The organism is Legionella busanensis, from assembly GCF_900461525.1.
Classification (GTDB): Bacteria; Pseudomonadota; Gammaproteobacteria; order Legionellales; family Legionellaceae; genus Legionella_C; species Legionella_C busanensis.
This window is the reverse complement of the sequence record NZ_UGOD01000001.1, coordinates 2,503,744-2,530,722: the sequence shown is the minus strand read 5'-3', so window position 1 is coordinate 2,530,722 and position 26,979 is coordinate 2,503,744. Positions and strand designations below refer to the sequence as shown.

The window sequence follows — 26,979 nt, the reverse complement described above, 5'->3', positions numbered from 1 at the left end:
TAAGATTTAGTAAAAAAATTAATCAACAACAATTTATTTTAAAAAAATAAATTATTTATAATAAACATTAACTTAAAGACATTAGGTGTGATTTTAAGATTTTAATACAAGGATCTGGTTTATGAAAAAATGGCCATTTTTATATTCTTTTTTTATCTTAATAGCTATGTCTGTGGCTAATATCACGTTCGCTGATCCACCTAATCGGGTTGCTCGTATCAGTTTTATGGATAATGTAGTAAGTTTTCTTCCTGCTGGTGCAAATCGTTGGGTGAAAGCTAAATTAAATAGGCCTCTTATTGTAGGGGATAGTCTTTGGACAGATTTAGACTCTAAGACTGAACTTCAACTGGGGCTAAGTGCGCTTAGGCAAGGCCCCCAAACTTATATGAAAATATTAAATCTTAATAATACGGTTGGCCAATTTAAACTTACCCAGGGTACTTTAATCTTAAGCATACGTTATATTAAGCCTCAACAATTTTATGAAATTGACACGCCAAATCTAGCTTTTGTGATTCGCCAGCCTGGTTATTATCGAATTGATGTAACTAAACAGGCAACTATGGTTACTGTGCGTAAGGGAGGTGCAATCGTTTATGGCCGCAAAAATGCTTATAAGATGACTTTGGGACGTATTTGTAAATTTTGGGGCATGAATTTAGGCCGCTTTCAATGTGCAGCCATTGGTCCAACTGACAGCTTTGATCGATGGAGTATAGCGCGTGATGAACGCTTTATAAAAGTTAAAACATATGTTTCTACATCTATGATAGGTTATGAAGATCTTACTTATTATGGTAAGTGGATAGTAACTAAAAAATATGGCCGGGCTTGGGTTCCGAATCGCATAAGCACTGACTGGGCGCCTTATCGAGTGGGTCAATGGACTTGGGTTCGCTCTTGGGGATGGACCTGGGTTGATGACCAACCTTGGGGATTTGCTCCTTTTCATTATGGCCGCTGGGCTTTTGCAGAAAGACGCTGGATTTGGGTTCCAGGCCCTGCCAATATTGAGCCTATTTATGCACCTGCGCTCGTTGCTTTTGTAGGTGGTCGCAACTACTCCCTCAACCTTGCTGCTGGAAGACGAGGTATAGCTTGGTTCCCTTTAGGTCCTGGGGATGTATATATTCCACCTTATCCAGTTAGTCAGACTTACTTTACTCAGCTTAATTTAGGTAATACCTATATTAATCAGAATTATCTGACGACTATTTATAATAATCCTAATACGGTTATTAATTATCAGAATTTAAATATTAACAATGCTATAAGCGCTGTGCCAGTGCAGGCATTTGTATCTTCAAGGCCTGTAAGTCAAGCGTTAATTGATGTTCCTGCTGCACAAATTATAAAGGCTCCCAAAACGCCGATTGCAGCTATCGCCCCTGAATCTGAAAGCTTATTAGGGAGTGCAGATACAAAAACGGCACAACCTGCATCTGCTATTGAAAATCAACCGGCTGTTGCTATAACGCCGCCACCTGCGCCACCGGCTCCTTTTATTCAAGAGCAAAAATTATTAAATAAAGATCCAGGCAAACCGTTGGCAACAGAAGATTTGCAAAACTTGCAGCCCGCAAAAGAAGCAACACCACAAACAGGTAGTAGTGAAATAAACGTCATTAAGCCAGAAGAAGAGCCAAAATTAATAAATGAAAACAATATGAAATCGGAAGATGGCGATATTAAAGATAATAAAACTGACGTTCAGCAAAAAGATAATATTGTTCAACCAGCCGAGGTAACAGATAAGCCTGCTCAACAGCCTGCTATCACTCAGCCTGAGGAGGTCCCTACACCTACTGATGTTAAACCAACTGAACAGCCTGATACAGCAACACAACCTGATGTAATAACAGCACCTGATAGCCAGCAGCCAGGCGATATAAAATCTCAAGATAGTATACAGGAGCAAGAGTCCCAACCCGTTGTAACCGAACCTACTGGACAAGCCCCTGCACAATCTGAAGGGACTGGTTCTGAAGAAGTAATTGATCCCAATATTGAACAGAATAATACCGCGCCTTCTAAGGAAGAAACTATTCAGCCTGAAGAACTTCAGCAACCCCAAGAAGTTATCCAACCTGGTGTTAGCCAAGATAATGTAAATTCAGCTGATGAATCTATACAACCAGAGCCAGTGACTCAACCACAAATTAATCAAATGGATACAACCGTCCCGGCAGGAACTACAACAACGCCAGAGCCTAGTCAACCTGGCCTTGTTGAGCCTCAGGAAGTAATAAATCAGCCTAGCTCACTACAAACTAATCCAGCAGCACCTGGAGAAATGACTATACAGCCTGGCATGCCAGTTGGAAATCAACCTACAGAGATAATGACTCCTACTAATAATGTGCCTAGCGAACCTCAACAACTTCAACAACAAGAGGTTATTCAGCCTGCTCAGCCCGTAGATAACTTGCAAATGCCAGTTACCACTCCGTCTGAAACAACTATTCAACCTGGTACAATAATGGAGCCTGGTGTGCCGCAGCCGCAGCAAGTTCCTCCTCCTTAAACTTTAGGCGGTTTTTTTACCGATTTTTGATGAGTTTCTATAAACTAATTTTCTAGGCTCGCTTGTGCTTGTACACTTTGTAACCGTTTAATAAAAGTCTGACTGTTCATTTCTCCTACTAAACGGGAATGTTCTAGCTCATCACCCTCTTTATTAAAAAATAAAAAGGTAGGTGGAGCAACAACATTATATTTACGCATTAGCGCCTGATTAGCTGTATTGTTGGCAGTAATGTCAGCTCTTAAAACAACAAAATTTTTTAGAAGGGCTTTAACCTCTAGATTTTGTAGGACATTAGCCTCAATAAATTGGCAAGTTACGCACCAATCAGCATAAAAATCAAGGATCACTGGTTTGCCTTGGGCATTTGCATTTGCAATGGCTTGCTCAATTTCTCCAATTGATTTAACTGGTTGATAGCCAATCTCATTATTTTCTTTTGCTTGAGACCAGGATGATAAAGGTTGTAAGGGGTTAGTTCCTCCCATACTTGCACCAACTAAAATCAATAATCCATAAACGAGAAGGATGATGCCTAGCCCTTGGCAGAATTTTGTATAATTAGTAGTTGCACGGACTAAAGCACCTAGATAAATACCAGAAAAAATAAACAAAGTTGCCCATAAGACCATACTGAAGATGCCAGGTAAAACCCTACTTAACAGGTAAATAGCAACACCTAGCAATAAAACTCCAAAAAAAGATTTAACTGTGTTCATCCAAAGACCTGCTTTTGGTAATAAGCGGCCAGCAGAAGTACCAATTAAAATGAGCGGTGTTCCCATTCCTAAACTTAAGAAAAATAAACTTAAGCTACCAAACACAACGTTGCCTGTGTTAGCAATATAGCCAAGGACACCAATTAAAGGTGCTGTTACACAAGGCGATAATATTAATGTCGATAAACAACCCATAATAGCTGCACTTAAATAATGGCCACTTGTTTGCCGGCGATTTAATTGTGCTAATTTACTTTGCCAAGTAACGGGCAACTTTAGTTCAAAAAAGCCAAACATAGACAAAGACAATAAAACGAAAAGAAGACTAAAAAAGCCAATTGCCCAGGGTGATTGCATAATAATTTGTAGGTTACTTCCTAGTAGGGAAACAAGTGCACCTACTAGGGCATAAGTTACTGACATACTTAACACGTAGCTCAACGATAAACGAAATGCTTTACCTGTAGTTATCGTTTTACTATGGCCCACAATAATTCCAGAAAGAACAGGGATCATAGGTAAAATACAAGGTGTAAAGGATAATAATAATCCGAAACCAAAAAAAGTAAGCAGCGTCATCACAAGATTGTGATTATAAAAAATGGAATCAAAATTAGTATTATTTTCTTCAGTCAAGGGAGGATTATCTTCAGTTAAATTATTATCTTGAAATAACTCAGCACTACTTAAAGATAAATCCTTTGCAATCGTTAATTTTATTTTCTTAGTTTGCGGTGGATAGCAAAAACCGTCGTCTGCGCAACCTTGATAATGTAGATTTATAAGTGCTTCCCCGGGTTCTTTACCTAAAACGCCAATAGAAAGAGTTAGTTGATTGCGGTAAATGGTATAGGTTCTACCTTGTAAATCAGTTTTAGTTAAAGTAGGTGGGAAAGGGATATCACCTAATTGAACATTACTGTTATCGGGTACATTGATACTAATTCGATCGCTGTATAAAAAATACCCAGGTTTAATATCCCATTTAATTAAAAATTGGTTAGGATTAAGGCGGCTTACATGCACTTGAAAGATGTCTTTCACCGGTAGAGGTTCTGCAAAGCAAAGAATAGAAAATAGGCAGCTTAAGGTAAATAAAAGCCATTTTTTCATAAATACCTCTGAAAGATTACTATACAGTTGTCCATTGTAGTGCGCGCAGTAAAAAAACCAAAATTTTTTTATCTTTTCCCCTTGAAATAATTGTATTTGCCCCCATATGGCTGTCATCGGTAATTCATACCTTATGTGGATTACTAAAAGGTCAGAGTAATCTGAAAATTATAGGTGATTAACCAATCAGGAGAGAGAAGTATGAAAATTCGTCCTTTGAACGATCGAGTCGTTGTTCGTCGTCTGGAAGAAGAACGTACCACAGCTGGTGGTATTGTCATTCCCGATAGCGCTACAGAAAAACCTATGCGTGGAAAAGTTATTGCGGTTGGCGCAGGTAAATATTTAGATAATGGTGATGTTCGTGCATTAGCTGTTAAGATTGATGATATTGTTCTGTTTGGTAAATACTCTGGTACAGAAGTTAAAGTAGATGGTGAAGAATTAGTCGTTATGCGTGAAGAAGATATCTTCGGTGTAATCGAAAAGTAAGCAAACGAATTATAGGAGACTTAAATGGCTAAAGAATTACGTTTTGGTGACTCAGCACGTCAAAAAATTCTTGCTGGTGCAAATGGGTTAGCTGACGCTGTACGTGTAACTATGGGCCCACGTGGTCGAAATGTTGTTATCGAGCGTTCTTTCGGTGCACCTACTATTACTAAAGACGGTGTATCAGTTGCAAAAGAAATCGAATTTGAAGAACGTTTTGAAAACATGGGCGCTCAAATGTTAAAAGAAGTTGCTTCTAAAACATCTGATGCTGCTGGTGATGGTACAACAACTGCTACAGTATTAGCTTGTTCAATTATGGTTGAAGGTCATAAAGCTGTTGCTGCTGGTATGAATCCAATGGATTTAAAACGTGGTATTGATAAAGCAGTGACTGCTATTACTAAGCAATTACAGTCAATGTCTAAACCTTGTAAAGATAGCAAGGCAATTGCACAAGTAGGAACTATTTCTGCAAACTCTGACGAAGCAATTGGTGCAATTATCGCTGAAGCGATGGAAAAAGTTGGCAAAGAAGGTGTAATTACTGTTGAAGATGGTAACGGTCTTGACAATGAATTATCTGTTGTTGAAGGTATGCAGTTTGATCGTGGCTACATCTCTCCATACTTTATTAATAATCAACAAAACATGAGTGCTGAGCTTGAGCATCCATTTATTTTATTAGTTGATAAGAAAATTTCTACTATTCGCGATATGTTATCTGTTTTAGAAAGTGTTGCGAAATCTGGCCGTCCTTTATTGATTATCGCTGAAGATGTTGAAGGTGAAGCATTAGCAACATTAGTTGTTAACAACATGCGCGGTATTGTTAAAGTATGTGCTGTAAAAGCACCTGGATTTGGTGATCGTCGTAAAGCAATGTTACAAGATATTGCTATCTTAACGAATGCCCAAGTTATTTCTGAAGAAATTGGTAAGAGCCTAGAAGCTGCTACTTTAGAAGACTTAGGTACTGCAAAACGTGTTGTAGTGACTAAAGAAAATACTACTATCATTGATGGTGAAGGCCAAGCTGCAGATATCAATGCGCGTATTACGCAAATTCGTGCTCAAATGGAAGAAACAACTTCTGATTACGATCGCGAAAAATTACAAGAGCGTGTTGCTAAATTAGCTGGTGGTGTTGCAGTAATTAAAGTTGGTGCTGCAACTGAAGTTGAAATGAAAGAGAAGAAAGCACGTGTTGAAGATGCTCTTCATGCAACTCGCGCAGCTGTTGAAGAAGGTATTGTTGCTGGTGGTGGTGTTGCATTAATTCGTGCTCAAAAAGCTTTAGACGGATTAAAAGGTGATAACGCAGACCAAGATATGGGTATTAATATCCTTCGTCGTGCTATCGAATCACCTCTACGTCAAATCGTTTCTAACGCTGGTTATGAAGCATCTGTAGTTGTTAACAAAGTGTCTGAAAGCAAAGATAACTTTGGCTTTAATGCAGCTACTGGTGAATACGGTGATATGATTGAGTTTGGTATCTTAGATCCAACTAAAGTAACTCGTACCGCATTACAAAATGCTGCATCTATTGCTAGCTTAATGCTTACTACAGAGTGCATGATTGCTGATTTACCTAAGAAAGGTGATGCTGGTGCTATGGACGCTGGTGCTATGGGCGGCATGGGCGGTATGGGTGGCATGGGCGGTATGATGTAAGCCTTTTCCAACCCAAAATAAGAACCCGCCTTTGGCGGGTTTTTTATTTTTGCTCTAAATAATCAGATTATTGTTATTCTTTAAATGATGCTCCACTTTAGTTAAGAAAGAATATAATCAGATAATTCAGACTCTTTCTTCATTTCTTCCTTATCTTCGTTGAATGTGCTGACAACACTACTACTAGTTTCCTTGTTAAAAAAACCAAACTTATTTAATTGTTGATTAAGATTAGCTAGCTTAGCCTGTAAATCTTGTGCTTGTTTTAAGATTTCCGCTAATTCCTTGTCTGCAGGTAAATCCAATTCCTTTAATATATTTAAGGGTAGCTGTTTTACAAGGGATTTTATGTTACTTTCGGCTTCTTCTTTGTTTCTAATTAATTGATGAACTTGTTTATTTCTTTTACCTATAAACATCCCTTTGGAACGCAATTCCTGGGTAATATCAAATAGATTATCAATTTCATTAAATAATTCTGCCATCAGTTGAAAATTATTAAGTGCTGCTTCTTTCAGCTCCTCATAATCACAATCAATTTGTTCAAAAGTTAATAAATTTTCTTGAATTTTTTTAAAATCTGCCTGTAGTATCGAATTTATAGGAAGATTTAAATGATTGCGTCGATTTCTTTTAAATTTTTGCAACAGCATTTGGACTTGCATCTCCATCCTGGATTTTGCATTGATAATATCGGGATCTAATTGTAATTGAGTTATTAAAGATGATGAGGTAATTTGGGTGACAATTTGCCCCAATTCTCTGAATGTTTTTCTAGTTGAGCTATTAAAAAGTTGTTTAGAAAGGCTAATGTCGTTCAGCATTTGCTGATAAATTGAAATAGCCTTATCAATTTTAATAAGTTCCTTTCGGTCTGTAACTTGCTTTTTATAAGCTTGCATAGCTGAGATGAGTCGTTGGTAAAATGCTTTATTATCAAGCGTTAAATTTGCAGTATTTTCTAAGGCCGAGTATAAAGGGTGAGTTGGCTGACTAGATAAAATAATATGGGCTATAGGTGCCTGGCCTGTAGAAATCGGTAGCATTAAATTACCGCCACCTTTAATAAGTTCAGCAAAGCAGTTTATCAAATTACTGTCTTTGTTGCGTTCCTGCATACAATAAGTCAAAGCATTAGGATAGTCTATATTAACGACCATAAATTTATAGTTATTAACTGGAATATGAAGATTCTTAATAAGAAAATCCAACAATTTAAAATTACGCTGCTTTAAGCTAAAAGCATAAATATTTGAATTTAGCAAATAATAAAAAGACTGTAACGATTGAGCTTTTTCAAATTGGTTGGTAACCAGAGCGGTTTGTAATAAAGGAAAGGCTGTTTTTTCAATATCTGTTTCAATTTGCTTTAATTTTTCAATCTCTGCAAAAGATAAAATCCAATTATTTAAATCGAATAAATTAATTTTGTTATTAAGGATATTAATGAGATTGATTTGATCCTCTTCTTGCTTAAGCCTGGAAAAATTTTTATAAATAGCGAGAATTTCGTTAAAAAGTAATTTGGGCTCTACAATTTTTTGATTTTTTGATGTTTTTTGTAAATTAGAGGAATTTTGAATTGAACTCTCGGGAGTAGATTTAGGTTCTGAAAAATCCTCTCGATCGTCAGTAGATGAGACTGTTTCTGTATTAAATTGATTAATAAGCGCTCTTGCGAATTTATTAAAGTAATTTTGTAACCGATACCACTTAACATGGCTTGTGATTTGATATAACTCATTGAGAATAGGTTTAATTTTTGCCACCTGTTCTAAGTATAGCGCTTGATTTTGTGGTAAGTTTGCTGACATTTGCTGTAGTGTCTTTTCAAGTTTTGCATTCTCTGCTTCCAATGATTGAACGATAATACCCTGTTCTTGGCGTAATTGCTGAAGATAGGGCAAACCAAGCTGCAGAACAATTTGAACTAAACTTTCTAATTCAGCAGGCATCTCTGCTTTAATAAATTGTCCTGATGCGTCTATATAATCCCATGTTGGGTGGCAAGCTAAAACATCATTATTATCTAAAAAGATATGTAAGCGGTAAGCTGCACCTTCTTTATTTTCCCATATTGCTGTAAAATGGCTTGGCCCTAAAACAGGGTTTTTATGATCTAATTCCTCATAAATACTAAGATGAGCTTCATTAAGTAACCAATTTTCGCTTAATTTAAATTGATTAACAGGCAGAGCAAGCCGATAATAATTTTTATTATTTAGTGTGACATCTTGATGGGGTATAATTTGATTTTTTAATTTAAAATCAGGCTGTTGAGCTAACTTATATTGTAGGGTACTGTATAAACCATTTACCTTCATAACTTTCGCCTTAAATAAATTCACAATGACCCAGAAATATAATTTAAGAATTAGATTTAAACAATATAATTATTTTAATATGAAGGATTAGATTAAAAAAAAATACTGACTGCCTAAGGTAAGTAAATTATTAGAAATTGGTTTTTTTATAGTAATGTTACCATTATAAGTAAGCCAGAAAAGATGTTAAGCAATTACAATTGTAAAATTAATAAAAAATTTTAACAAAAAATAACTTTTTTTTTCTACTAGCAATTATAATTAATTATAGGTTTCACTAATTTATAATTTTTTTATGAAAGAAAGATCACTTAAAGAAACTATTGAAGAAGACCAGGTACACTTAGAACGTTTAAAATCTATTGAGGAGTTGATCAAAATAACCTCTTTTAAAGTTGAAGATTATAGCTTTATATCTAATGGCGGTGGTGAAAATATATGTTTTGAGGATGGAACCGAAAAGCTAGTTCCTAAGGGCGTAGCAATAATCTATAACTTATTAAAAAGTAAAGATAAATCGGCTAAAGAGCAATTAAGTTTGATAAAAACTGTGGCTGAAAATGTGCATACGGCAGCACCAAGCAATCAGCAATTTTATCAAACTATTATTGAGAAAAAGTATTCTTAATATAGGCTTTATAAGTAATAATTATAAAGTCGCCAACTGAGCTGATTTTTCACGTTCCCAATATTTAAGGGGAGATAAATCAGGCTTAGCCATAGCCAAAACGGGTAAATAGAAGGTTTGCTCTAAGAGAAATTGGCCACTTAATGCTGCATGAGAAACGTGATCGGTAAATACTAGCCATGTACTTTGAGCAGCAAAATCAAAAGAGGTCTTTTTCACAGTTTGTTGATAACTTTCATCTAATTTCATGCGATCGTGCAATTGTAATTGATAATGATCATAAGCTGAGCGTAGCGTTTTAGTTGCTTTAATGAGCTTTAATAATTTTGCTGTGGATGCTCGATAGTTTGGGATTTGCTTGGCAAAGCGTTGCATGACCTGTTCAAAAGGTTCTCCTAGATGCCAAACACGCGGTTCCCCAAAAGGATTAATGTTACAAAAAACACGTAAAATTCTTAAGCCATTAACTGGGGTAGAAGCAAAAGAATCTACATGTAATCTTGTATCATCTTTTCGTTTAGAGGTAGAGCGGCCTAAAATTTGCGCTGGCCTGTAGCTAGTTCTGCCCCACTGTAGGTGAGCGCGATACTGAGGCAATAATGTATTAACTAGTACTCTGGCAAAAGTAGCATATTGTTGCATAAACTCTCTTAGCTCAGTTTTTAATTTAAATGAACTAGGTCCTTGCTTTTTAACCCCACTTAAATTTTTTGTGCGATAATCAAAACTAATATTTTTCCGCTTGCCATCTAAAATAGTTTCGGTTAATAAATTATTAACACTTGAGAAATCAAAGAAATAAGTAGGAAAATAAATAACTTTTCCAGTTTCAAGCGCTTGTAAGCTTGTTTGTTGATTAGTGTTACTAATCTGATTTAAATCCGTAATTGGAATAGTATAAAGTTGTTCATCCATTATCTAGCTCTTATTAAAAGATGAAAAAATCTATTATACTTGATATTTATTATTTAGGGTGACAATAGCAATGGATTTAAGCTTTCTAATTCTCCTATAGGTAATACTATTCCTGCAAAAATGCCTATCCTACCCTTATTTAAAATTAGGCCATTAATCATAGATTGAATAGTATCCTTATTTACTAAAGAAAAGATTTTATTCTTTGAATGGCAGAAAAGAGAGTATTTATTTATTAGGTTTTAATCTTAAATTATAAATATCTCCAATGATAATAATATAAATAATTGATTTTTAAATATCATTTATTTGTTCTATGCTTAAATTCATCATTAACGTATATTAAGGAGATTGACATGAGTGAAGTAATTAGTCAGCTTTCTATATTATTAGCAGATACGTATGCCTTATATCTGAAAACCCAAAATTATCATTGGCATGTACGGGGGGCGCAATTTAAGGCATTACATGAGCTTTTTGAAAATCAATATCAAGAGCTTGCAGAAGCAGTAGATGAAATAGCTGAGCGTATTTTAATATTAGGACATAAAGCACCTGCCACATTTGATGAATTTAATCGCTTAAAGCGGGTAAAAGATGGAGATTCAAACCGTTTGGCGAATGAAATGGTAAAAGAATTGGCCCAAGACAATGGAACTTTAATTAAGGATTTAAACCAATCTCTTAAGATAGCACAAGAGCACGCAGATGAGGGGACTGTAACATTACTTAGTGATCGAATTGCTGCCCATGAAAAAGCTCGCTGGATGCTGGCTGCTTCTGCGGATGCATAATTATTTTCACTTATTTAATTGACTCTCCCTGCGTAGGCAGGGGGACTAATTAGTAATAGTTATTTCATTTGAATTATTACCTAGGTTATAATAACACCGTATTTGTTTAATTTATTTTAGTTAATATAGTCCATTCCAATCAGGGGCTTCATTAAAATAATATTGAGGATTTTTTTAATATTTCTTAATTTTTTTGTTAAAGAAGAGGTACAAAAATTAATTTATGTTGCCTCATATTCTTATGGGTAGGAAATGCAGTTAAACATAGATAGTAAAACATTCTTAAGAGTAACCAAAGATAATATTACTTCTGATGGTGTTTTTCACCTTCCTGCAGGAATCACCTTAATTGGTGAGAGTGCATTTGAAAATTGCATTGATTTGCGCAAATTAGTAATTCCTAATGGTGTAACCTCTATTGGGAATTGGGCATTTTATGGTTGTAATAATTTACATACATTGGAAATACCAGTTAGTATAAGATCAATAGGAAAGGATGTATTTGCTGGCTGTATAACCTTAGAATATATTATTATTGCTAGTAATAATTCAGCTGATTTTGATCGTATAACTGCATTACTACCCGAATGGTTTAGAAATAAAGTCACGACCCAAGATTTATTTAATAAAGTCACTTGTTTTAGAGATAAACAATTAGCTAGATTAACTCGAACCCCGCAAACTAATCCCCTATATCGTTTTTTTAATTCTGAAGCTAAATTTGTATCGAAAACCACAGTAGAAACTGAAGAAAAGCGACTTATTGAAAAAATTTGCAGTAAATTGCCAGATGATATATTTTGGCATATCAATGAAATGTTGAAAGATGATAATTGCTATTATCATAAAGCAGAAGTGTTAATTGGGCTTTTACCTTATCCAAAATCAGAAAGCGAATTTAGAACTTATCAAAAGGAAGTAGAAGAAATTGTCAATCAATATATTGATAAAGCAATTGTAGGAGTTAACCCTGTATCACCTTCAATATAAAAGAATTAATTCTAATTTGTCTAAAAGTTTATACATAAAATGATATAGGTTGTCATTTTAAATTTCTTAGGAATTAAAATCACAACCTATAGATTTAAATAGGACTTACGGAATTGTTATTGTCCCGTTACCTTGCTTATGCTGTGCATTAACGCTGTTTAAAGTCTGTACTTCTTTTTCTTGCCAAAAAGTAGCATAATTATTGCGCATGATTTTGGCAGGTGTATCAACTTTAGCCGGTGCATTAACTTTAGCCGGTGCATTAACTTTAGCCGGTGTATCATCTTGAGCAGGTGCATGAATTTTAGTAGATGTATTAATTTTGGCAGGTGTATTCACTTTGGCAGCCATGAAAGGAATTTGTGCAGTTTCATAATTGTTCGTTATATTGTCCTGAGCTTGAATACTACTTTTTATTTCATGTGCATTGATTGATAGCTTATCTATACTTACGTTTAATTCTATTTTTTTAAGTTTCTTAGCGCCTGTTTCTAGTTCTGTTTGGATACTTTTTTTAATATCATAGGCTTGAGCTGCATCATAAAAAAAGCGAAATAATTTTAAGCTAATTTGAATGTCTTCTTGGCTGCCTATATAAGCTGAATCAGGCGGTAAACCATGTACTGTAACTTCAGGATGAAATTGAGTACCAATGACGGGAGCACCATATTCGCCTTCAAGTGCTTCAATAAACTGGTTATCGCTTGACCAAGCTGTTACAATTAAATACTCACCTAATTGGTTAACAACTTGTCTATGGGCCCCAAAAAAATCCCTATCCAACATTTTAGAGTCAGAAGATGAATTTTTTTCGTCTTTAAAAATTTGACCTAAAAGAGATTGCATGGTGAAAATGATTTTGTCATAAGAACGAAATTTCTGCTTTCCTAGTTCAGCTTCGCTTAACGGCTTAACTGTACACCCATTATAAACAGCCAGTGCTTGATGCCCCCCACAGACTCCTAAAATAGGCATCCCTCTTTGGGTGGCTACATGGATTAAAGCTAGCTCAGCAATGGTTCGCGAAAAATCATACTGATCATTTGTAGTGCGATTTTCATTAAATAGAAGAGGATCAATCATTGATGAGTTACCGGATAATGCTAAACAGGATACATTATTTAGAAGTTGTCCAGCCATATACTTAGCATGGGCAAAAAGCTTATTACGGCCTTCAGAAGTAGCATATGCCTCCGTAAACCCTTCCTGAGGTATGGCTCTCATTATTTCTCTATAATCAGCATCAATCACTTCAAAATTTGCCGAGGTAAATGATTCCTTCAGTGATAGAACACTAACTCCACCAACTTCAGGACTGTAAGTTACAGCAACTTTAATTTTAGTCATATGAAAATGAAAAGTAATTTGAAAGGTTTCGAATTATAGTGACTAAATATTAAGCTAACCTTAAGAGTTTGTATTAAAAATGGATATTTTATAATTTGTTAGCTTAAATCTTCGTTAAAACTAGAGGCAGGCTTGTTTTAGTGTATTTATATTATTAAAGGATGGTTTCTAAATGACTACGGAACCTCATGATTTTATGTAGTATAGAAAAATATTAAGTTTAAAGTTATTCACAATTTCTGGGGATAAGCCTGTGTAGTAGTTCGGGAAATAGTTGGTATGTTTTGAGTTAAGTATAATTTTGTTTAAATTCCTTTTGATATAGAAATATTTTATTTTAAAAAGGACGAATATTTAGCACATTACCAAAAAAACTTACCTTATAATAAAAACTAAAAATACTTCCTTAAGAGGGGAAGGAGTTCTAAATTTCCTAATCTTTTAAGATGATTGAAAGTAATAAGTGTATTTAAATAGCTTTTTCATTAATTTTTTAAAACTTCATGTATAAGAATATAGGGATGTTGCGCCTTATCCAGCCAATACAACATTTCTAATAAATGCTTTTTATTCAAAGCGATGCAACCAGCTGTTGGTGTATTAGGTGATCGCCATAGATGTATAAAGATAGCACTGCCTGCGCCTTTTATTATTGGCTTCATATTATAGTTTATTACCGCGCCATAAGTATAAGGTTCTATGAGCATTGATTCATAGCTTTTAGCATTCTTTGAACCAGATACCCACCTATTATAATATCTGCTATTTACATCATCGATAAATTTATCATTTACTGTAATATATTTATAATCCATTTTAAGCGCCAATGGTTTAGTGCCGAATGCTTCTCCAATAGGATATAGTCCTGCAGGTGTTTTTAAATCACTCTCTTTCTTTTTTCCAATTGAGGCTATTCCATTTTTTCCTATAACGGCTCTAAAAGAGGTTAGGAACATAGGTTTCCATATGCTTCCCTGACGTTGGCAAAGTGTCATATTAGCCTTAATGCCACCTATTGAATCAATAACAATAATTTGCGACGTATAAGGTAATATTTTTTTTACATAGCTAGAAGTACTTAAGCTTTGGCAAGGATCTTTACCCTTATTATTAGCTCTTAAAGGACTATTGACCGATATCCATATGGCCAAAATAATTAATGATATCTGACATTTATAATTCATTTACTATTACCTAGGTTGGTAGGCAATTAAAAATTATAGCCCTTGGTTAATAGTTCTTTAAATTTAATTTAAAGGTGGCCAATGGCTTAAGTGGTTACTAGACAAACAAGGTATAAAAGCATTTTCATAATTAAATGCTTCATGCGGCATTTAAATTTTTCATGAGCACTACCTTGATTAAACCACATTTGCCATTCCTTGACTTTGCCATTAAACAATTTATAGAAGTTCATAACATCTAATATAACAGGTTTATTCTCTGGAACATAAAATGCGTTTTGTTTTACATGAAATGTAATACGATCGGGTGTAACAATAATATCCTTAATTTCACTTTTTAAATTCCTATATTAGGCAACTTTGATTTTAAATCATTTAAATTAAATTGCTTTGATGCTGAATGATTAAATAATACGAGGTCAGAAGAGAACTATTGATCAAGCAGATAGTCATTTCCTGGCGCAAACGCCATTATAAAGGAATCGAATGCAAATTTATTTGCTTCATCGTGAGTTGTTATAATAGCTCACTTAATACATTAAATAAGTTTATCAATATTTAAGAATGGTTCCTAGCGGTTGATTATAATCATATAGTCATCCTGAAGCAGCTATATAGCAAAATGGTAAAAGGTACTTATAGAGGGATGGTGTAAGTTAAGTGTTAACCTCTAAATGATCTTTTTAATTTTATTATACTATCTATATTAATGGGTACTAGAAAGAGTAAATCCCTGATTAGACACTGTTTAGTCAAGGCTATGCTCACTTTTCTGCCAAACATGCATTAGCTGGTTCTTTGCAAATGAATGGCAGACATTAGCTGGGCTAAACATTGCAAATCAATCAAGTTTAAATACGTATGGAAGCTAACCAGCCTTCAAAGCAACGTACAGTAGTTGCTAGATTGCTGCTCTGTTATACTTTGTTTGGAGCTATCAAAATCCTCTTGTTGTTTTCTAAGGTTTATATATTTATTGGCAAGCAACTTAAATTTACCCATGTCTTCATCACGGATTAAAGAGAATTCTTCTTCAAAGTATTTAGGGTTCTTCATTAGAAAGTCAGGAAATTTTTTCAAATGGTCTTGTAAATGTACATAGTTATTTAAATAATACCAACCGATACTTGTATCATAGTAGTTTGGATTCTTGGGATGACTATTAACCATGTTTACTACAATCGTTGTAATATGATCGATACTCGCTTTAATCACTTTCTGTTTTGCCTCAAGATTATCTGGATGCAATTTGAAAAAAGATAAATTTTTTGTCCACTTTTCTTTGTAAGCGGTGTATTCATTTTTAGCATGTGAGGTTATTTCTTCTTGTAACCAGAAATTTCTATTAGTTGGCAAAGTATAATCTTTTAATTCCAGAGGCTCTTTCATATCATCGGCGATTTTTTTAGCGGCGGCTAAATAAAAACCTACTTTGGCCGTACCAAATGCAGATTCATTTATTTTATAATTGTACATTGCACCGTTATCGAACGTATATAAATCTTCAGGATGAATATTGATACCAATTTGATTACAATAACGAAAAAGCAATATGATTCTATCAAATTCCTTAAGATCAATGCTTATATCAATTTGTGCGCTATCAGTTGGATAAACTGATTTATACATTTCTGAGATATGCTCACACCTAGCATAAATCCCACCCAAAAGATTTAATCCAAAAACTGCATCCCTTGCTGCTTTTCTTACTGAATCAAATAAACCTGTCAAACTTAAATGAAAAAAACGCTCATCTGCACTATAACCAAAATCTAAATTATCAAGTTTTTTAATGAGCATTAGAAAGTTCCAGTATGTAGATAGATATAAATATTATAATAATATTGAATATCAGAAAATGAATATGTTTAAGAATAGGGATTATACTTATTTTATCTAAAAGTAATTGATGCATAATAAAAATATTATTAATCCTATTTTTCAGAATCGGCTACACTTATAGTTTTAAGAGCTCAAATCCTAATTTTAGGAACTCTCTTTAAAGCCTTAAAGCTAACTTAATAATTTATTAAGAATAAAATGATAAGATAAAAGCCAACTTTACTATTAATAAAATTTTATGCCTTTTAAAAATTTTATTGATTCGCGCGGCCAGACTCATTCTATTTACATGCAGGAAAGAGTTTCTTCCTGTGCTGTAGCTTGTATTGCTAATATTATTAAACTTATTGGGGAAGATAACTGTGTAAATGAAGCTTATTTACGTTTAGTCACCCAACAATTTGTTTTCGGCTATAAATCACATCCTGCCGAGGTAAAAGCTGATCGCAGAACATTCATTGCAGAATTAATAGAGCAACGGCAGTTAGCCGGGATGTTAAATCCTGGTGGAAATTCAATTCAACGAAGAGGAATGCAGTCTGAGGCAATTATAAAAACGCTCGCATTATATAATCTGTATTCTGATATTAAAGAATTAGATGAGATTTCCCACGCAAATAAGTTTAACTACAAAGAGAATTTGAAATCTAAAATAATTATGTTAGGTGTCAAAACAACTAATCAATGTGATCATTGTATTATTGTTCGAGATATTTGGGATGATGGAACCTGGATTATTTATGATCCAGCAATCGGATTAATTGAAACACAAAATGTCGAAAGCCATTATAATTTATTTGCCCATGCAACTCACTTAAACTGCCCATATGTTGTATCTGCAGAAAAAGTTAAAGTTTTAGATTTAGAAATAGGGGCCATGCCTCCAGACCCAAATGAAGCATTTGCTATGAGAGTGGGAGTATAAGATTTTTAAAGTATGAAGTTTAAAAATAAGTAATTTTGTTACAACGAATTATTGTATAGTTATTTTACCTAAAAATAGAAAATAAATTAAAGGAAATATTGCACATAAAGTATTACTAAAAGGGTCAGTTATGGCCAATAAAATCTAAGGCAAGCGAAGAGCATAGCATTCGTTTTATAGCTTAGATTTTTACAGCATCTATTCTAGAATAAGAATAGACTGATTGATTTGTGAAATTGAATTAATTCCTGTCAAGGTCATCGCAATTTGCATTTCAGCAGTAAAAATATCCAATAAATTTTCTACGCCTTCTTGTCCCTTAGCTGCTAAAGCATAAATAAATGATCTTCCCAATAAAACAGCTTTTGCCCCTAAAGCTAGCATACGAACGACATCAAGCCCTGAGCGGATACCTGAATCAACTAAAATAGTTAGATCGTCTCCAACAGCGTCTGTTATAGGGGGAAGTGCTTTAGTCGTAGATAAAGCCCCATCCAATTGACGCCCGCCATGATTTGAAACAATAATCCCATCAGCACCTAATTTTAGCGCCTCTCGGGCATCTTTAGCGTCTAAAATCCCTTTTATAAGCATAGGGCCTTTCCAAAAATTTCGTATCCATTCTAAATCAGCCCAACTAATAGAGGGATCAAAATTTTTATTTAGCCATCCCATATAATCCTCTAAACCAATGGGTTGGTTCATGTAAGCTGAGATATTTCCTAAACTATGCGGTCGGCCCAACATGCCAACTTGTAAAGCCCATTCGGGCTTAAACAACACTTGTAACATTCGCCTAGATTTTCTAAATGGACCAGATAACCCTGAATGGGCATCACGATATCTTGCACCTGGCATAGGCATATCTACAGTAAACACCAAATTATGGATGCCTGCAGCTTGCGCTCTTTCGAGAACATGTTTCATAAAGCCACGATCTTTAAGGACATAAAGTTGGAACCAAATAGGTTTTGGGCTTTGGGCAGAAACTTCTTCCAAAGAACACACTGACACTGTGGATAGGACAAATGGAATCCCTTTTTTTGCGGCAGCTTTTGCAGCCTTAACTTCGCCGCGACGGGCATACATGCCAGTTAGACCTACAGGGCCTAAGATAATCGGTATATTTAATTTTTCTTTGAAAAGTTCTACTTCAAGATTTAATTTATCGATTTTTCTAAGAACGCGCTGCTTTAATAACATGCGCTGAAGATCGACCATATTTGCCCGCAACGTTTGCTCTGTATAGGCACCACCATCAATATAATCAAATAAAAAGCGCGGTAATTTACGTTTTGCAGCAATTCGGTAATCTAAAGAAGAAGATATGATCATCCTAAATCCCAAACAAATTATTCCATTATAGTTTAATCTTACTAAAGTTTAGGGGACTCGAATACTAGAAAATCATTTAGCTTTTGCCTTTATTAGTCTTTTATTAGCAAGTTCTTTTCTGATTGGAAAGACAAGCGCTAGTTGTCATTATAAATTTCTTTACTGTACAATCAGATGTAGAAAATTTGCTAAGTATGCGTAAAATGAGTGACTCAATGCAATCTTATAAAGATATAACCAAAGTAAGTTATCAACTAACTGCTAAAGAATTTGCCAAAAATGTTATGCAGCTTGCACCAAATCAGTCAATTGACAAACTAGCATCCTTGCTTCCCCCTAAAGGAACTATTATAGATATTGGCTGCGGTTCTGGTCGAGATGCAAAAATTTTTTCAGAGAAGGGATTTACAGTAACCGGTATTGATTTTTGTCCTGAATTGCTTGCAATTGCAAAAGAGCATGCGCCACTAGCTACTTTCAAAATAATGGATATTGAGGAACTAAGTTTTTCAGAATCCTCATTTGATGGCGTATGGTCAGCTTGCTCTTTAGGGCATATACCCAAAAATGTTCTTCCTGAAATTTTAATGACTATAAATAAGATTTTAAAAAAAGGCGGTTATTTTTATTTGGCTTTAAAGCAGGGTACTGGCGAAGGACTTGAGGTAGACACACGTTATAAGGGTGATATCAAAAAATATTTATCTTATTACACAGCGCAGGAATTAAAAGTACTTTTAAATAACGCGCGATTTAAAATTCTAGATATTGCACACATTGAAAAAAATCATTCCTATGTGAAGCATTCTGCTTTACGAGTTTTCTGCCAGAAATAATGAGGAAAGTTTTATATGATTAATAGAAAGATAGCGTGGCAATTTGCTTTAGACTGGCTCGATGCTTGGAATAAACATGATGTAGATTTAATTATGACCCATTATGCTGACGCCATCGAATTTTGTTCGCCAGTGGTACAAAAAGTGCTTGGTGATGAACGTGGTATTGTCCAGGGCAAAGATAATCTTCGTGATTACTTTACTAAGCAATTAAAGAAATTTTCAACTCTGCATTTCCAATTGTTAGATGTATTTACCTCGCCCAAAACGATTGTCATATATTACAAAATTAATCGCGGATTATTAGCTTCCGAAGTAATGCTTTTAGATGACAAAATGAAAGCAATTAAAGTTTATGCTAATTATGATAAAGATGACGTTGGTTAGAATGAAGCAAATATAACTAATTAAGGCTCGTTCTAAGAAAGCGCTTTAAATATCGAATATTATTTATAATACAGCTCATAAATTTATGATCTTTATTCTAAATTATTTGGCAGAATCTAGAGGTATCCAGTACTTTTTCCTCATGCTTGGGTTTTGGCGGCAATGCAAGTTCTGTTAATGTATATAATACTTCAAATAATTTAGTCTCTTTTCCTATAAAGCCAACATTTTCTGATTCAGCTCTTAATTTCTTACATGAAAAATCACCTGGTATAATCCCAACGATATTATAGTTTAATTCATCTTTTAAACTTACCAATTCAGAATAACAAGCGTCTGTAGCATTAATAACCATGGGCGGTGGAGATAACAATGAGTAATCTTCTGATTTAACTGTTTCTGGGCAGAATTGAGCTATTTCTTCTAATATACTTTTAAACTCAGCTTGCGATAACTCTTGCTCATCATTTATTAAATCAATTAATGTTGGTAATTGATTTCTTATTTTCTCAAAATTTTCGGCCAAAATAATTTTACGCTTTTGAATATTATCAATGAGAAACAGTCTATTTTCTTGTGCAAAAAACGAATAAGGATGTTTATTAGAAAATTGAAATTTTTTTTGAGGTGTTTCAATAATAATATCAAATGTTTTTTTATGAGTAATAATCATATTTAAGATATTTGCACCATGATAGAAGTTTTGTAATCGTTCACAGCAACTCCTTATCTGCTCTATTGAGCTAGCTTTTATGAAAAGGCATAGCGCATCTTCCATAAACCCCGCAATATAATCATAAGCGGTAAAAAGAGATTGACGAATATGCTTCATGTGTAACGTATATTCTTGAAACTGAATTTGGCATTTATTTATTAAAGATTGTACATGTCTTGTTACCCAAATTGAATTGACTGTAGTAAGCCTAGTTGCATCAACAAAATAAACAGATAAGGGGAAATTATAATCGATGTATTCTAAGTCAACGCAACCGCTTAATTGTTTTTGTAAATCTAGTAAGGACAGTTGATTGTGAGCTAAACGCGCAAGTAAATTATTGTTAGGCAACTGAAATAATGGATTATATTTTTTAACTATTTCTTTCGCTGAAAGGCCTAAATATTGTTGTAAATCTTTCGTAATAAATTGCTCTTTCCATAGACAATCATCTTCAACCTCTTCTTTAGTTTGTTTAGATACAGAGGATAGTCTACCTAGCTGTTGACGCGTAAAAAAAGAAAACATGTAAAGTCTTATTTCTTTAGGTAAGTTATTAATCATAGTTTTTTACATAAGCCATCTTGGTGTGGTTAAATTGAACTTGCGAAAGTTATAAAAAAAGTTTTAAGCTCTTACTCAAGAGTCTTTAAAATAAAAGCATCATTATTATAAAAGTTAAGTCGAAAGTGCAATCGATATATTACTGATTAAGTTGTTATATACATTTTTATTGCAGTTTACAAAATGGATTGAAAACCCCACCTCAACCTACTTTCATGACCTATCATAATTTGCGAACCTTTGTTTTCTAATAGTTAGGCCTCTGCCTTTTAGGTACTAGGTCTATACTTAAAATTTAAAGGAATTTAATATTTTTATGACTACACCAGACTATCTAAATACTTTAGGATTAGCTTATTTTCAGCATTTTATAAGTAAAGAGGAAGAAAAAAGCTTAATTCAACATATTCAAAACCTATCATGGCAAAAGGTGTCTTTATTTGGCCAGGTGGCTAAACGCCGAGTCGTGCATTTTGGCTTAGATTATCATTATGAAAGTAGAACGGTTAAACCCACAACGCCACCGCCTTTTTTTCTCCAAAAAACAATAACCAGCGCTGCTAATTTATTAGATAAATCCTCTAATCATATTGATGAAATATTAATAACTGAATATCCGATTCTCGCAGGTATTAATTGGCATCGTGATGCTCCGGCTTTTAAGGAAGTTATTGGCATTTCACTTTTAAATCCTACGATCATCTATTTCAGAAAAAGAACTAATAAACAAGAGCAAATCAAATTAATTTTAGAACCTTGTTCTGTATATATTTTAAAAGATGAAATTCGTTGGGAATGGGAACATCGTATACCGCCTGTAAAAGCATTGCGTTACTCCATTACGCTTAGGACATTACGTTAAACTATTGCAAATTGGTTAGGGCCTAAAGAAAATTGATTCGCTGAGAAGATATAAGAATTAATTTTTAGGCGATCTCGTGTTTATTAATATTGCATGTTGCTATAATTTAATTACTTTGCTTTTTATTAAGTAGCTATGGTTCAAAAAACTGGTATCGCTAATTTACCATTGCATTATGGTCAAGTACCCAATTGGCTTGCCTCTCGCATGGCTAAATTAGGTGCAATTATAAGTCAGGCAATCATACAACATTATGGCCGGGATGAGTTTCTTCGACGTTTATCTAATCCATTTTGGTTTCAATCTTTTGGTGCGGTCATGGGTATGGATTGGCATTCCTCGGGCATAACAACGAGTGTTATTGGTGCTCTTAAACGAGGCTTGATGCCGATGGCAAATGAATTGGGTGTGTATGTGTGCGGTGGTCGCGGTAAATACTCACGTCAAACGCCATTAGAACTTGAGAATATTGCGTCCAGTGTAGGTTTTAACGGTCAGTCCCTCGCACAAATAAGTCGACTTGTAGCTAAAGTTGATAGTGCCGCTGTCCAAGATGGATTTGATCTTTATTTGCATAGTTTTATTGTGACTGATGAAGGAAAATGGACGGTGATTCAGCAGGGCATGAACACGGTAAACAAACAAGCCCGAAGATATCATTGGTTATCTGAAGGACTTAATAGTTTTATCGATGCGCCTCATGCGGCATTAGAAGGACACAATCAAGGAAATATTATAAATTTAACCGATGAAAGAGCCAAAGAGTCTCGAATAAAACAAATCGATATTTTAAAGACGCTTTCTCCTCAACGTATTTTAGAAGAAGCATCAAAATATGAAAATAGTCTCTCATCACTCATTGTAAGTAAGGGAAAGCTTGACATGCCTGCAAACCATGAGTTAAAAGCTGAAAATATTTCTTCTCGCCGTTTACATGGTAACATAGCTGCTGCTATTGAACGCGGCCCTAAAGATTTTGCTGACCTTCTTCTAACCCCTAAAGTTGGTGCTAGAACAATACTTGCTCTTGCCATGGTAGCTGAAGTCATTCATGGCGCTCCCTATCGGTTTGCTGATCCAGCGCGTTTTTCTATTGCTCATGGAGGCAAAGATCGCCATCCATTTCCTGTTCCTTTGAAGGTATATGATGAGACCATCCGTGTTTTGAAAACCGCCGTTCAAAATGCAAAATTAGGTCAAACTGAAAAATTAGAGGCTATTAAACAGCTGGATAAACAAGCATATGAATTAGAACGATATATTGTTACCGGACCACCAATAGAACAAATCATTGAGCATGAAAGGGAGGTCTCTACGATTTATGGAGGTAGGAGTATTTTCGGGTTAGAATAATAATAATAATCAGAAAGTTTTTTAAAATTATTTTCTGTTCATCATTTTATCAAAAATAATTCTTTTCTTAAATCATAAAAATAAGGTTCTCTACTATCAATATAAGCGTTTAGTTAATACAATCTTAATGTTCATTTATTAAAATTAAAGTAAATTTATAATTTTTTATTTAAATGTCTAAACTTATTAATTTAAAAAATGGACAGCTTACGCCCGAAGAAACACAAGAGTTACATAAGTTTTTTGAAAGCCAAGCTAAGCAAGGTATTAAGTATTGGGAAAAAAATACAGATTACACTTTTAATGGTGTAGTTTATCGGTTTAAGAATGATATTTATCAACGTGAAGGGAAAAACGCTTCCATAAGTTATGAAGTAATTAGCAATAAGCAAGCCATTGGTAAAGGCACTTTCGGTACAATAAAATTAATTAAGAATACGGTAAAGTTTAGTCAAAATAATACCTTTTTTAAAAAAACCAGTAAGAAAGATGGCAGTCGAAGAGTTGTTAAATTACAATTTCACTCCGAAAAAAATCCAATTAGTTCAGTGATTAAAGAATATGGTTTCTCTAAAAAAGCAGATCATCTTGCAATTAAAAAACCAACCATAATAGAGGAAAAAAATTGTAGTTTTACCCGGATGAAACAGTTAAAGGGAAAAGAGCTACGCGTAATTTTAAAGGAAGACCGAGAAGGTATCCGAACTTTAACACTTACGGAACGTGCACAATTAAGCGTGGCCTTACTAAAAGCTTTAAAAGAACAAGTTATAGAAAAAAATATTATCCATCGGGATATTAAACCATCTAATATCATGGTGGAGTTTGGCTCACCTATGGTCGTTAATATTATTGATTATGGTCTTAGTATTGCTACAAATCAGTCTAATAATGGCGGAGCAGGGACGCCTGTATACTCCGCTCCTGAAGTAATAAATAATTGGGGGAAAATTAGCTCCAAAAGTGATATTTATTCTATGGGAAGAATATTAGTACAGCTTTGGGGAGGGACTAATGACACTTATCGAGTTAATAATTTTAGTTATTTCGTAAGTGGTGTAGCAGGCATCTTAGAGGATTTATTTAGTAATATTGATGGTTTAAATAGCATTGATAAAAATACTATTTATGAAGCTTTAGAATGCATGGTACAACTGTTAGAAGATAAACGCGCAAATATTGATAAAGCGGTTAGCGACTTTAAAAAAATTGAAGAATCTTTATTGTCTCTACAAAAAATTAGTCAGTCTAAAGAGCGAGCTCAAAATAATAACAATAATTCTGCATTAATTATTTTAAGTAATGATTTAACTAAAACAAGTTTAGAAGAAAATCACCTGAAGAAATTTTTTTCTACTCATAAAGAATTACTTATGCAAGAAAAAAAATCTGGATTTTTTAAACATCCTACTTCAATTAAAGGACATGAATCATTAGTTAAAATATTAGAACATGCTGCAGCGAAAAATAACCGAACTAGGTTTGCTTGTGTAATATTGGGCTGGTTAAAAGAAGATGGAAGTTTGGCTGCCAATGCTCCCCTTGAAATATCAGAAGCTTACAGCAGTTTAAATAACTCTAATAAGGGAGTTTTTAATTTTAAAAAATTTAAATTTAATCATTAGGAAATACGTTCCAACTCATGCATGATTTTCATCTGTTCTTGTTCCTGCTCTATAAAGATAAGCATTCTTATTTTGGAGCCACTGTAGTTTGTAAGTTATCACCTTCCGATAATTGCTTCTTATCAAATAAACCAATAAAGCTCTTGGTGAATTCCTCTTTAGATAATAAAGAAGAGAGAATATCTGGATTAATATTTATCTCTTGACTAAAAGGAAGAAGTGGTTTCCCAACGCTTTTCATAAGTGAACAAATAACCATTTGCGCGATTGAGGCAGAACCACGAGAAAAGGGACATGCATCTGCAATTGCCTGATAAATACCTCCTAGTGCAATGAAGAAATCTTCATCAGATAATAGTTGTAACTTTTTTAAATTAATCTCTTTAAGCGGCAGAAGAATAGTTTCAACATCTTTTAATTTAGCAGAACGAAGATAAAGATTATAATTTCCTGTGCCTATATTATCTAAATTTTCATTAAGTGGTAGCACACCAGTATCACCCTGTTTTAGTAACACAATCATCTTGGGGAAGATAGTTGAAATAACATACTCACTGTAAACTCCGTCTGGTCTAATGCCCTTTAATTTTGTTAATAAATTTTTTATATATGGAACTTGATCTTCGTATCGTCCACTAGGTACTGATAAGGGAGTAACAGCTCGCTCCTCCTTAGTTTCACGAATATCTCGATATAAACCAAAAAGATCCTTATATTCTTGTTTTAAAACATCCGCTATTAATCTTCGTTGGACAGCGCATATCATCATTAATTCATAAGCATTATTTATTTTGCCTTCCTTAAGCAATCTAGCATTTATCAATGTCGCATTATAAGATAAACTTTGAAAAGAGGTGGAGATGCTTTTGTTATTCATTACTTCTTCAATAGCATCTGATAGATTCTTCAATAAGTTACGCTCTTGATTAGGTTGTTTATTACAAAAAAGATTTGCAATTTTGTCTATATCTGCCTTATCTAGCCCAAGAAATAATAATAAGTCCAGATTCTCAGTTAAGACATGTTGAATATCCTTAACATTAAATTGGATTTCTGTTGAAGTAAAATCTTTAACTTTATCTTCCTGAAGCTCAGAAAGTACACTAAAACAACTTGTCAATTTTTTCTCATTTTTCATTTCATATAACGAGAGGCATAAACGTTGAGAAATTGCTTCTAAGGAAATTAAAAAAGCTATAGGCCAAGCAGTAGATAAACCTTTAGTGTTTGGACAAAAAACAAGTTCTTCATTTTTATCATATTGTTGCTGCTTAGAATCAGAGGAGGGTTCTGAAAATATACTAAATGAGGTCTTACCTATTGATGTTTGTTCTACTAATTTGTTATCTTCTCCATCGCCTACTTCTTGTTTCCCGCCTTCTGGTTTATCAGGCTTTCCACGCATCCTAAGCCCTCCACCCATTGTTTATGCATAATCTTTTAAAAGTATAGGTTAGAGAAAGCTTGATTTCCAATACGAGCCTAAATGGCTCTTATTAAGGATAAATCTTTATATTTCTCAAACAATAAAACGCAATATAATTTATATTTAATAGATTCTTAATGTTTAGGTGACATTAAATAAATTAACAATTAAGTGACTGATTTATGGATATTTGCGAGTAGGTTAGGGGTAGTTCCATACCCGGTCGTTTATGTTCAGTAATTTAAAAAAGAAAAGAGGTAATTGTTTTGACTATTAATTACCCCAGTCTCTAATAATTAAATGAAATAATTAAAAAACTATAAAAGCTATACATTGCAATTAACTTTTGTTTAGAGGCTTTTCTAATAGATGGCTCCTGAAAATAGTATTAACTGACTT

Annotated in this window: 21 protein-coding genes; 12 read left to right on the top strand and 9 right to left on the bottom strand. The window is 34.0% G+C overall.

Going from position 1 to position 26,979, the window contains the following annotated elements:
• Positions 1-121: 121 nt before the first annotated feature.
• The gene (locus tag DYH30_RS11240) at positions 122-2,527 is read left to right on the top strand and encodes a DUF6600 domain-containing protein (protein WP_115331746.1); all 2,406 of its coding nucleotides are present in this window, start codon (positions 122-124) and stop codon (positions 2,525-2,527) included.
• A gap of 44 nt (positions 2,528-2,571) precedes the next feature.
• On the opposite strand, the gene dsbD is transcribed toward DYH30_RS11240, so the two are convergent.
• Positions 2,572-4,359 (bottom strand): protein-disulfide reductase DsbD, encoded by a 1,788-nt coding sequence (gene dsbD / locus DYH30_RS11235; RefSeq protein ID WP_115332565.1) that lies wholly within the window; start codon positions 4,357-4,359, stop codon positions 2,572-2,574.
• Between the two features lie 201 nt (positions 4,360-4,560).
• Here dsbD and groES point away from each other — a divergent pair, with 201 nt between their 5' ends.
• Complete coding sequence (groES, locus tag DYH30_RS11230; RefSeq protein ID WP_115331745.1) at positions 4,561-4,851, top strand: co-chaperone GroES; 291 nt, start codon at positions 4,561-4,563, stop codon at positions 4,849-4,851.
• Positions 4,852-4,875: 24 nt separating this feature from the next.
• Positions 4,876-6,528: a chaperonin GroEL gene (groL, locus tag DYH30_RS11225; protein WP_115331744.1), complete on the top strand. Its 1,653-nt coding sequence runs from the start codon at positions 4,876-4,878 to the stop codon at positions 6,526-6,528.
• Positions 6,529-6,629: 101 nt separating this feature from the next.
• Here groL and DYH30_RS11220 read toward each other — a convergent pair whose 3' ends face one another.
• Positions 6,630-8,852: a serine--tRNA ligase gene (locus DYH30_RS11220; protein WP_115331743.1), complete on the bottom strand. Its 2,223-nt coding sequence runs from the start codon at positions 8,850-8,852 to the stop codon at positions 6,630-6,632.
• 295 nt (positions 8,853-9,147) lie between these two features.
• Here DYH30_RS11220 and DYH30_RS11215 point away from each other — a divergent pair, with 295 nt between their 5' ends.
• On the top strand, positions 9,148-9,480 hold the full coding sequence (locus DYH30_RS11215; RefSeq protein ID WP_115331742.1) for a hypothetical protein: 333 nt from the start codon (positions 9,148-9,150) through the stop codon (positions 9,478-9,480).
• Between the two features lie 21 nt (positions 9,481-9,501).
• Here DYH30_RS11215 and kdoO read toward each other — a convergent pair whose 3' ends face one another.
• Positions 9,502-10,395, bottom strand: coding sequence for a Kdo hydroxylase KdoO (kdoO, locus tag DYH30_RS11210; RefSeq protein ID WP_115331741.1), 894 nt, complete (start codon positions 10,393-10,395; stop codon positions 9,502-9,504).
• A 356-nt stretch (positions 10,396-10,751) separates the two neighbouring features.
• Between kdoO and DYH30_RS11205 the strand changes: the two genes are divergently transcribed.
• Together DYH30_RS11205 and DYH30_RS11200 are read left to right on the top strand one after the other, a co-directional pair.
• Positions 10,752-11,189, top strand: a complete 438-nt coding sequence (locus DYH30_RS11205; RefSeq protein ID WP_115331740.1) for a Dps family protein — start codon at positions 10,752-10,754, stop codon at positions 11,187-11,189.
• Between the two features lie 252 nt (positions 11,190-11,441).
• Positions 11,442-12,179 (top strand): leucine-rich repeat domain-containing protein, encoded by a 738-nt coding sequence (locus tag DYH30_RS11200; protein ID WP_115331739.1) that lies wholly within the window; start codon positions 11,442-11,444, stop codon positions 12,177-12,179.
• 105 nt (positions 12,180-12,284) lie between these two features.
• Here the strand turns inward: DYH30_RS11200 and DYH30_RS11195 are convergent, their stop codons facing one another.
• From DYH30_RS11195 to DYH30_RS11185, 3 genes are all read right to left on the bottom strand, one after another.
• Positions 12,285-13,526 (bottom strand): gamma-glutamyl-gamma-aminobutyrate hydrolase family protein, encoded by a 1,242-nt coding sequence (locus DYH30_RS11195; RefSeq protein ID WP_115331738.1) that lies wholly within the window; start codon positions 13,524-13,526, stop codon positions 12,285-12,287.
• A gap of 485 nt (positions 13,527-14,011) precedes the next feature.
• Positions 14,012-14,710 carry a L,D-transpeptidase family protein gene (locus DYH30_RS11190; protein ID WP_115331737.1) on the bottom strand — a complete coding sequence of 233 codons (699 nt, stop codon included), beginning with the start codon at positions 14,708-14,710 and terminating at the stop codon, positions 14,012-14,014.
• 879 nt (positions 14,711-15,589) lie between these two features.
• The gene (locus tag DYH30_RS11185; protein WP_115331736.1) at positions 15,590-16,510 is read right to left on the bottom strand and encodes a hypothetical protein; all 921 of its coding nucleotides are present in this window, start codon (positions 16,508-16,510) and stop codon (positions 15,590-15,592) included.
• A 280-nt stretch (positions 16,511-16,790) separates the two neighbouring features.
• Between DYH30_RS11185 and DYH30_RS11180 the strand changes: the two genes are divergently transcribed.
• Positions 16,791-17,477: a hypothetical protein gene (locus DYH30_RS11180; protein WP_115331735.1), complete on the top strand. Its 687-nt coding sequence runs from the start codon at positions 16,791-16,793 to the stop codon at positions 17,475-17,477.
• A gap of 198 nt (positions 17,478-17,675) precedes the next feature.
• Here DYH30_RS11180 and lldD read toward each other — a convergent pair whose 3' ends face one another.
• Positions 17,676-18,812: an FMN-dependent L-lactate dehydrogenase LldD gene (gene lldD / locus DYH30_RS11175; protein ID WP_115331734.1), complete on the bottom strand. Its 1,137-nt coding sequence runs from the start codon at positions 18,810-18,812 to the stop codon at positions 17,676-17,678.
• A 215-nt stretch (positions 18,813-19,027) separates the two neighbouring features.
• Between lldD and DYH30_RS11170 the strand changes: the two genes are divergently transcribed.
• On the top strand, positions 19,028-19,648 hold the full coding sequence (locus DYH30_RS11170) for a class I SAM-dependent methyltransferase (RefSeq protein ID WP_160116203.1): 621 nt from the start codon (positions 19,028-19,030) through the stop codon (positions 19,646-19,648).
• Between the two features lie 15 nt (positions 19,649-19,663).
• Positions 19,664-20,035 carry a nuclear transport factor 2 family protein gene (locus tag DYH30_RS11165; RefSeq protein WP_115331732.1) on the top strand — a complete coding sequence of 124 codons (372 nt, stop codon included), beginning with the start codon at positions 19,664-19,666 and terminating at the stop codon, positions 20,033-20,035.
• A 97-nt stretch (positions 20,036-20,132) separates the two neighbouring features.
• Here the strand turns inward: DYH30_RS11165 and DYH30_RS11160 are convergent, their stop codons facing one another.
• Positions 20,133-21,314, bottom strand: a complete 1,182-nt coding sequence (locus DYH30_RS11160) for an F-box protein (RefSeq protein ID WP_115331731.1) — start codon at positions 21,312-21,314, stop codon at positions 20,133-20,135.
• A gap of 316 nt (positions 21,315-21,630) precedes the next feature.
• Here DYH30_RS11160 and DYH30_RS11155 point away from each other — a divergent pair, with 316 nt between their 5' ends.
• From DYH30_RS11155 to DYH30_RS11145, 3 genes are all read left to right on the top strand, one after another.
• Entirely contained in the window at positions 21,631-22,176 is a 546-nt protein-coding gene (locus tag DYH30_RS11155) for an alpha-ketoglutarate-dependent dioxygenase AlkB (protein WP_115331730.1), read from the top strand.
• Between the two features lie 135 nt (positions 22,177-22,311).
• Positions 22,312-23,529, top strand: a complete 1,218-nt coding sequence (locus DYH30_RS11150) for a DUF763 domain-containing protein (RefSeq protein ID WP_115331729.1) — start codon at positions 22,312-22,314, stop codon at positions 23,527-23,529.
• 173 nt (positions 23,530-23,702) lie between these two features.
• On the top strand, positions 23,703-25,154 hold the full coding sequence (locus tag DYH30_RS11145) for a protein kinase domain-containing protein (RefSeq protein ID WP_115331728.1): 1,452 nt from the start codon (positions 23,703-23,705) through the stop codon (positions 25,152-25,154).
• Positions 25,155-25,221: 67 nt separating this feature from the next.
• Here the strand turns inward: DYH30_RS11145 and DYH30_RS11140 are convergent, their stop codons facing one another.
• On the bottom strand, positions 25,222-26,559 hold the full coding sequence (locus DYH30_RS11140; protein WP_160116202.1) for a hypothetical protein: 1,338 nt from the start codon (positions 26,557-26,559) through the stop codon (positions 25,222-25,224).
• Between the last annotated feature and the right edge of the window lie 420 nt (positions 26,560-26,979).

What these genes read in the sequence shown, in the direction of transcription:
- DYH30_RS11240 (WP_115331746.1), top strand. Translation starts at nt 122, where the DNA reads ATGAAAAAATGGCCATTTTTATATTCTTTTTTTATCTTAATAGCTATG.
- dsbD (WP_115332565.1), bottom strand. Translation starts at nt 4,359, where the DNA reads ATGAAAAAATGGCTTTTATTTACCTTAAGCTGCCTATTTTCTATTCTT.
- groES (WP_115331745.1), top strand. Translation starts at nt 4,561, where the DNA reads ATGAAAATTCGTCCTTTGAACGATCGAGTCGTTGTTCGTCGTCTGGAA.
- groL (WP_115331744.1), top strand. Translation starts at nt 4,876, where the DNA reads ATGGCTAAAGAATTACGTTTTGGTGACTCAGCACGTCAAAAAATTCTT.
- DYH30_RS11220 (WP_115331743.1), bottom strand. Translation starts at nt 8,852, where the DNA reads ATGAAGGTAAATGGTTTATACAGTACCCTACAATATAAGTTAGCTCAA.
- DYH30_RS11215 (WP_115331742.1), top strand. Translation starts at nt 9,148, where the DNA reads ATGAAAGAAAGATCACTTAAAGAAACTATTGAAGAAGACCAGGTACAC.
- kdoO (WP_115331741.1), bottom strand. Translation starts at nt 10,395, where the DNA reads ATGGATGAACAACTTTATACTATTCCAATTACGGATTTAAATCAGATT.
- DYH30_RS11205 (WP_115331740.1), top strand. Translation starts at nt 10,752, where the DNA reads ATGAGTGAAGTAATTAGTCAGCTTTCTATATTATTAGCAGATACGTAT.
- DYH30_RS11200 (WP_115331739.1), top strand. Translation starts at nt 11,442, where the DNA reads ATGCAGTTAAACATAGATAGTAAAACATTCTTAAGAGTAACCAAAGAT.
- DYH30_RS11195 (WP_115331738.1), bottom strand. Translation starts at nt 13,526, where the DNA reads ATGACTAAAATTAAAGTTGCTGTAACTTACAGTCCTGAAGTTGGTGGA.
- DYH30_RS11190 (WP_115331737.1), bottom strand. Translation starts at nt 14,710, where the DNA reads ATGAATTATAAATGTCAGATATCATTAATTATTTTGGCCATATGGATA.
- DYH30_RS11185 (WP_115331736.1), bottom strand. Translation starts at nt 16,510, where the DNA reads ATGCTCATTAAAAAACTTGATAATTTAGATTTTGGTTATAGTGCAGAT.
- DYH30_RS11180 (WP_115331735.1), top strand. Translation starts at nt 16,791, where the DNA reads ATGCCTTTTAAAAATTTTATTGATTCGCGCGGCCAGACTCATTCTATT.
- lldD (WP_115331734.1), bottom strand. Translation starts at nt 18,812, where the DNA reads ATGATCATATCTTCTTCTTTAGATTACCGAATTGCTGCAAAACGTAAA.
- DYH30_RS11170 (WP_160116203.1), top strand. Translation starts at nt 19,028, where the DNA reads ATGCAATCTTATAAAGATATAACCAAAGTAAGTTATCAACTAACTGCT.
- DYH30_RS11165 (WP_115331732.1), top strand. Translation starts at nt 19,664, where the DNA reads ATGATTAATAGAAAGATAGCGTGGCAATTTGCTTTAGACTGGCTCGAT.
- DYH30_RS11160 (WP_115331731.1), bottom strand. Translation starts at nt 21,314, where the DNA reads ATGATTAATAACTTACCTAAAGAAATAAGACTTTACATGTTTTCTTTT.
- DYH30_RS11155 (WP_115331730.1), top strand. Translation starts at nt 21,631, where the DNA reads ATGACTACACCAGACTATCTAAATACTTTAGGATTAGCTTATTTTCAG.
- DYH30_RS11150 (WP_115331729.1), top strand. Translation starts at nt 22,312, where the DNA reads ATGGTTCAAAAAACTGGTATCGCTAATTTACCATTGCATTATGGTCAA.
- DYH30_RS11145 (WP_115331728.1), top strand. Translation starts at nt 23,703, where the DNA reads ATGTCTAAACTTATTAATTTAAAAAATGGACAGCTTACGCCCGAAGAA.
- DYH30_RS11140 (WP_160116202.1), bottom strand. Translation starts at nt 26,559, where the DNA reads ATGCGTGGAAAGCCTGATAAACCAGAAGGCGGGAAACAAGAAGTAGGC.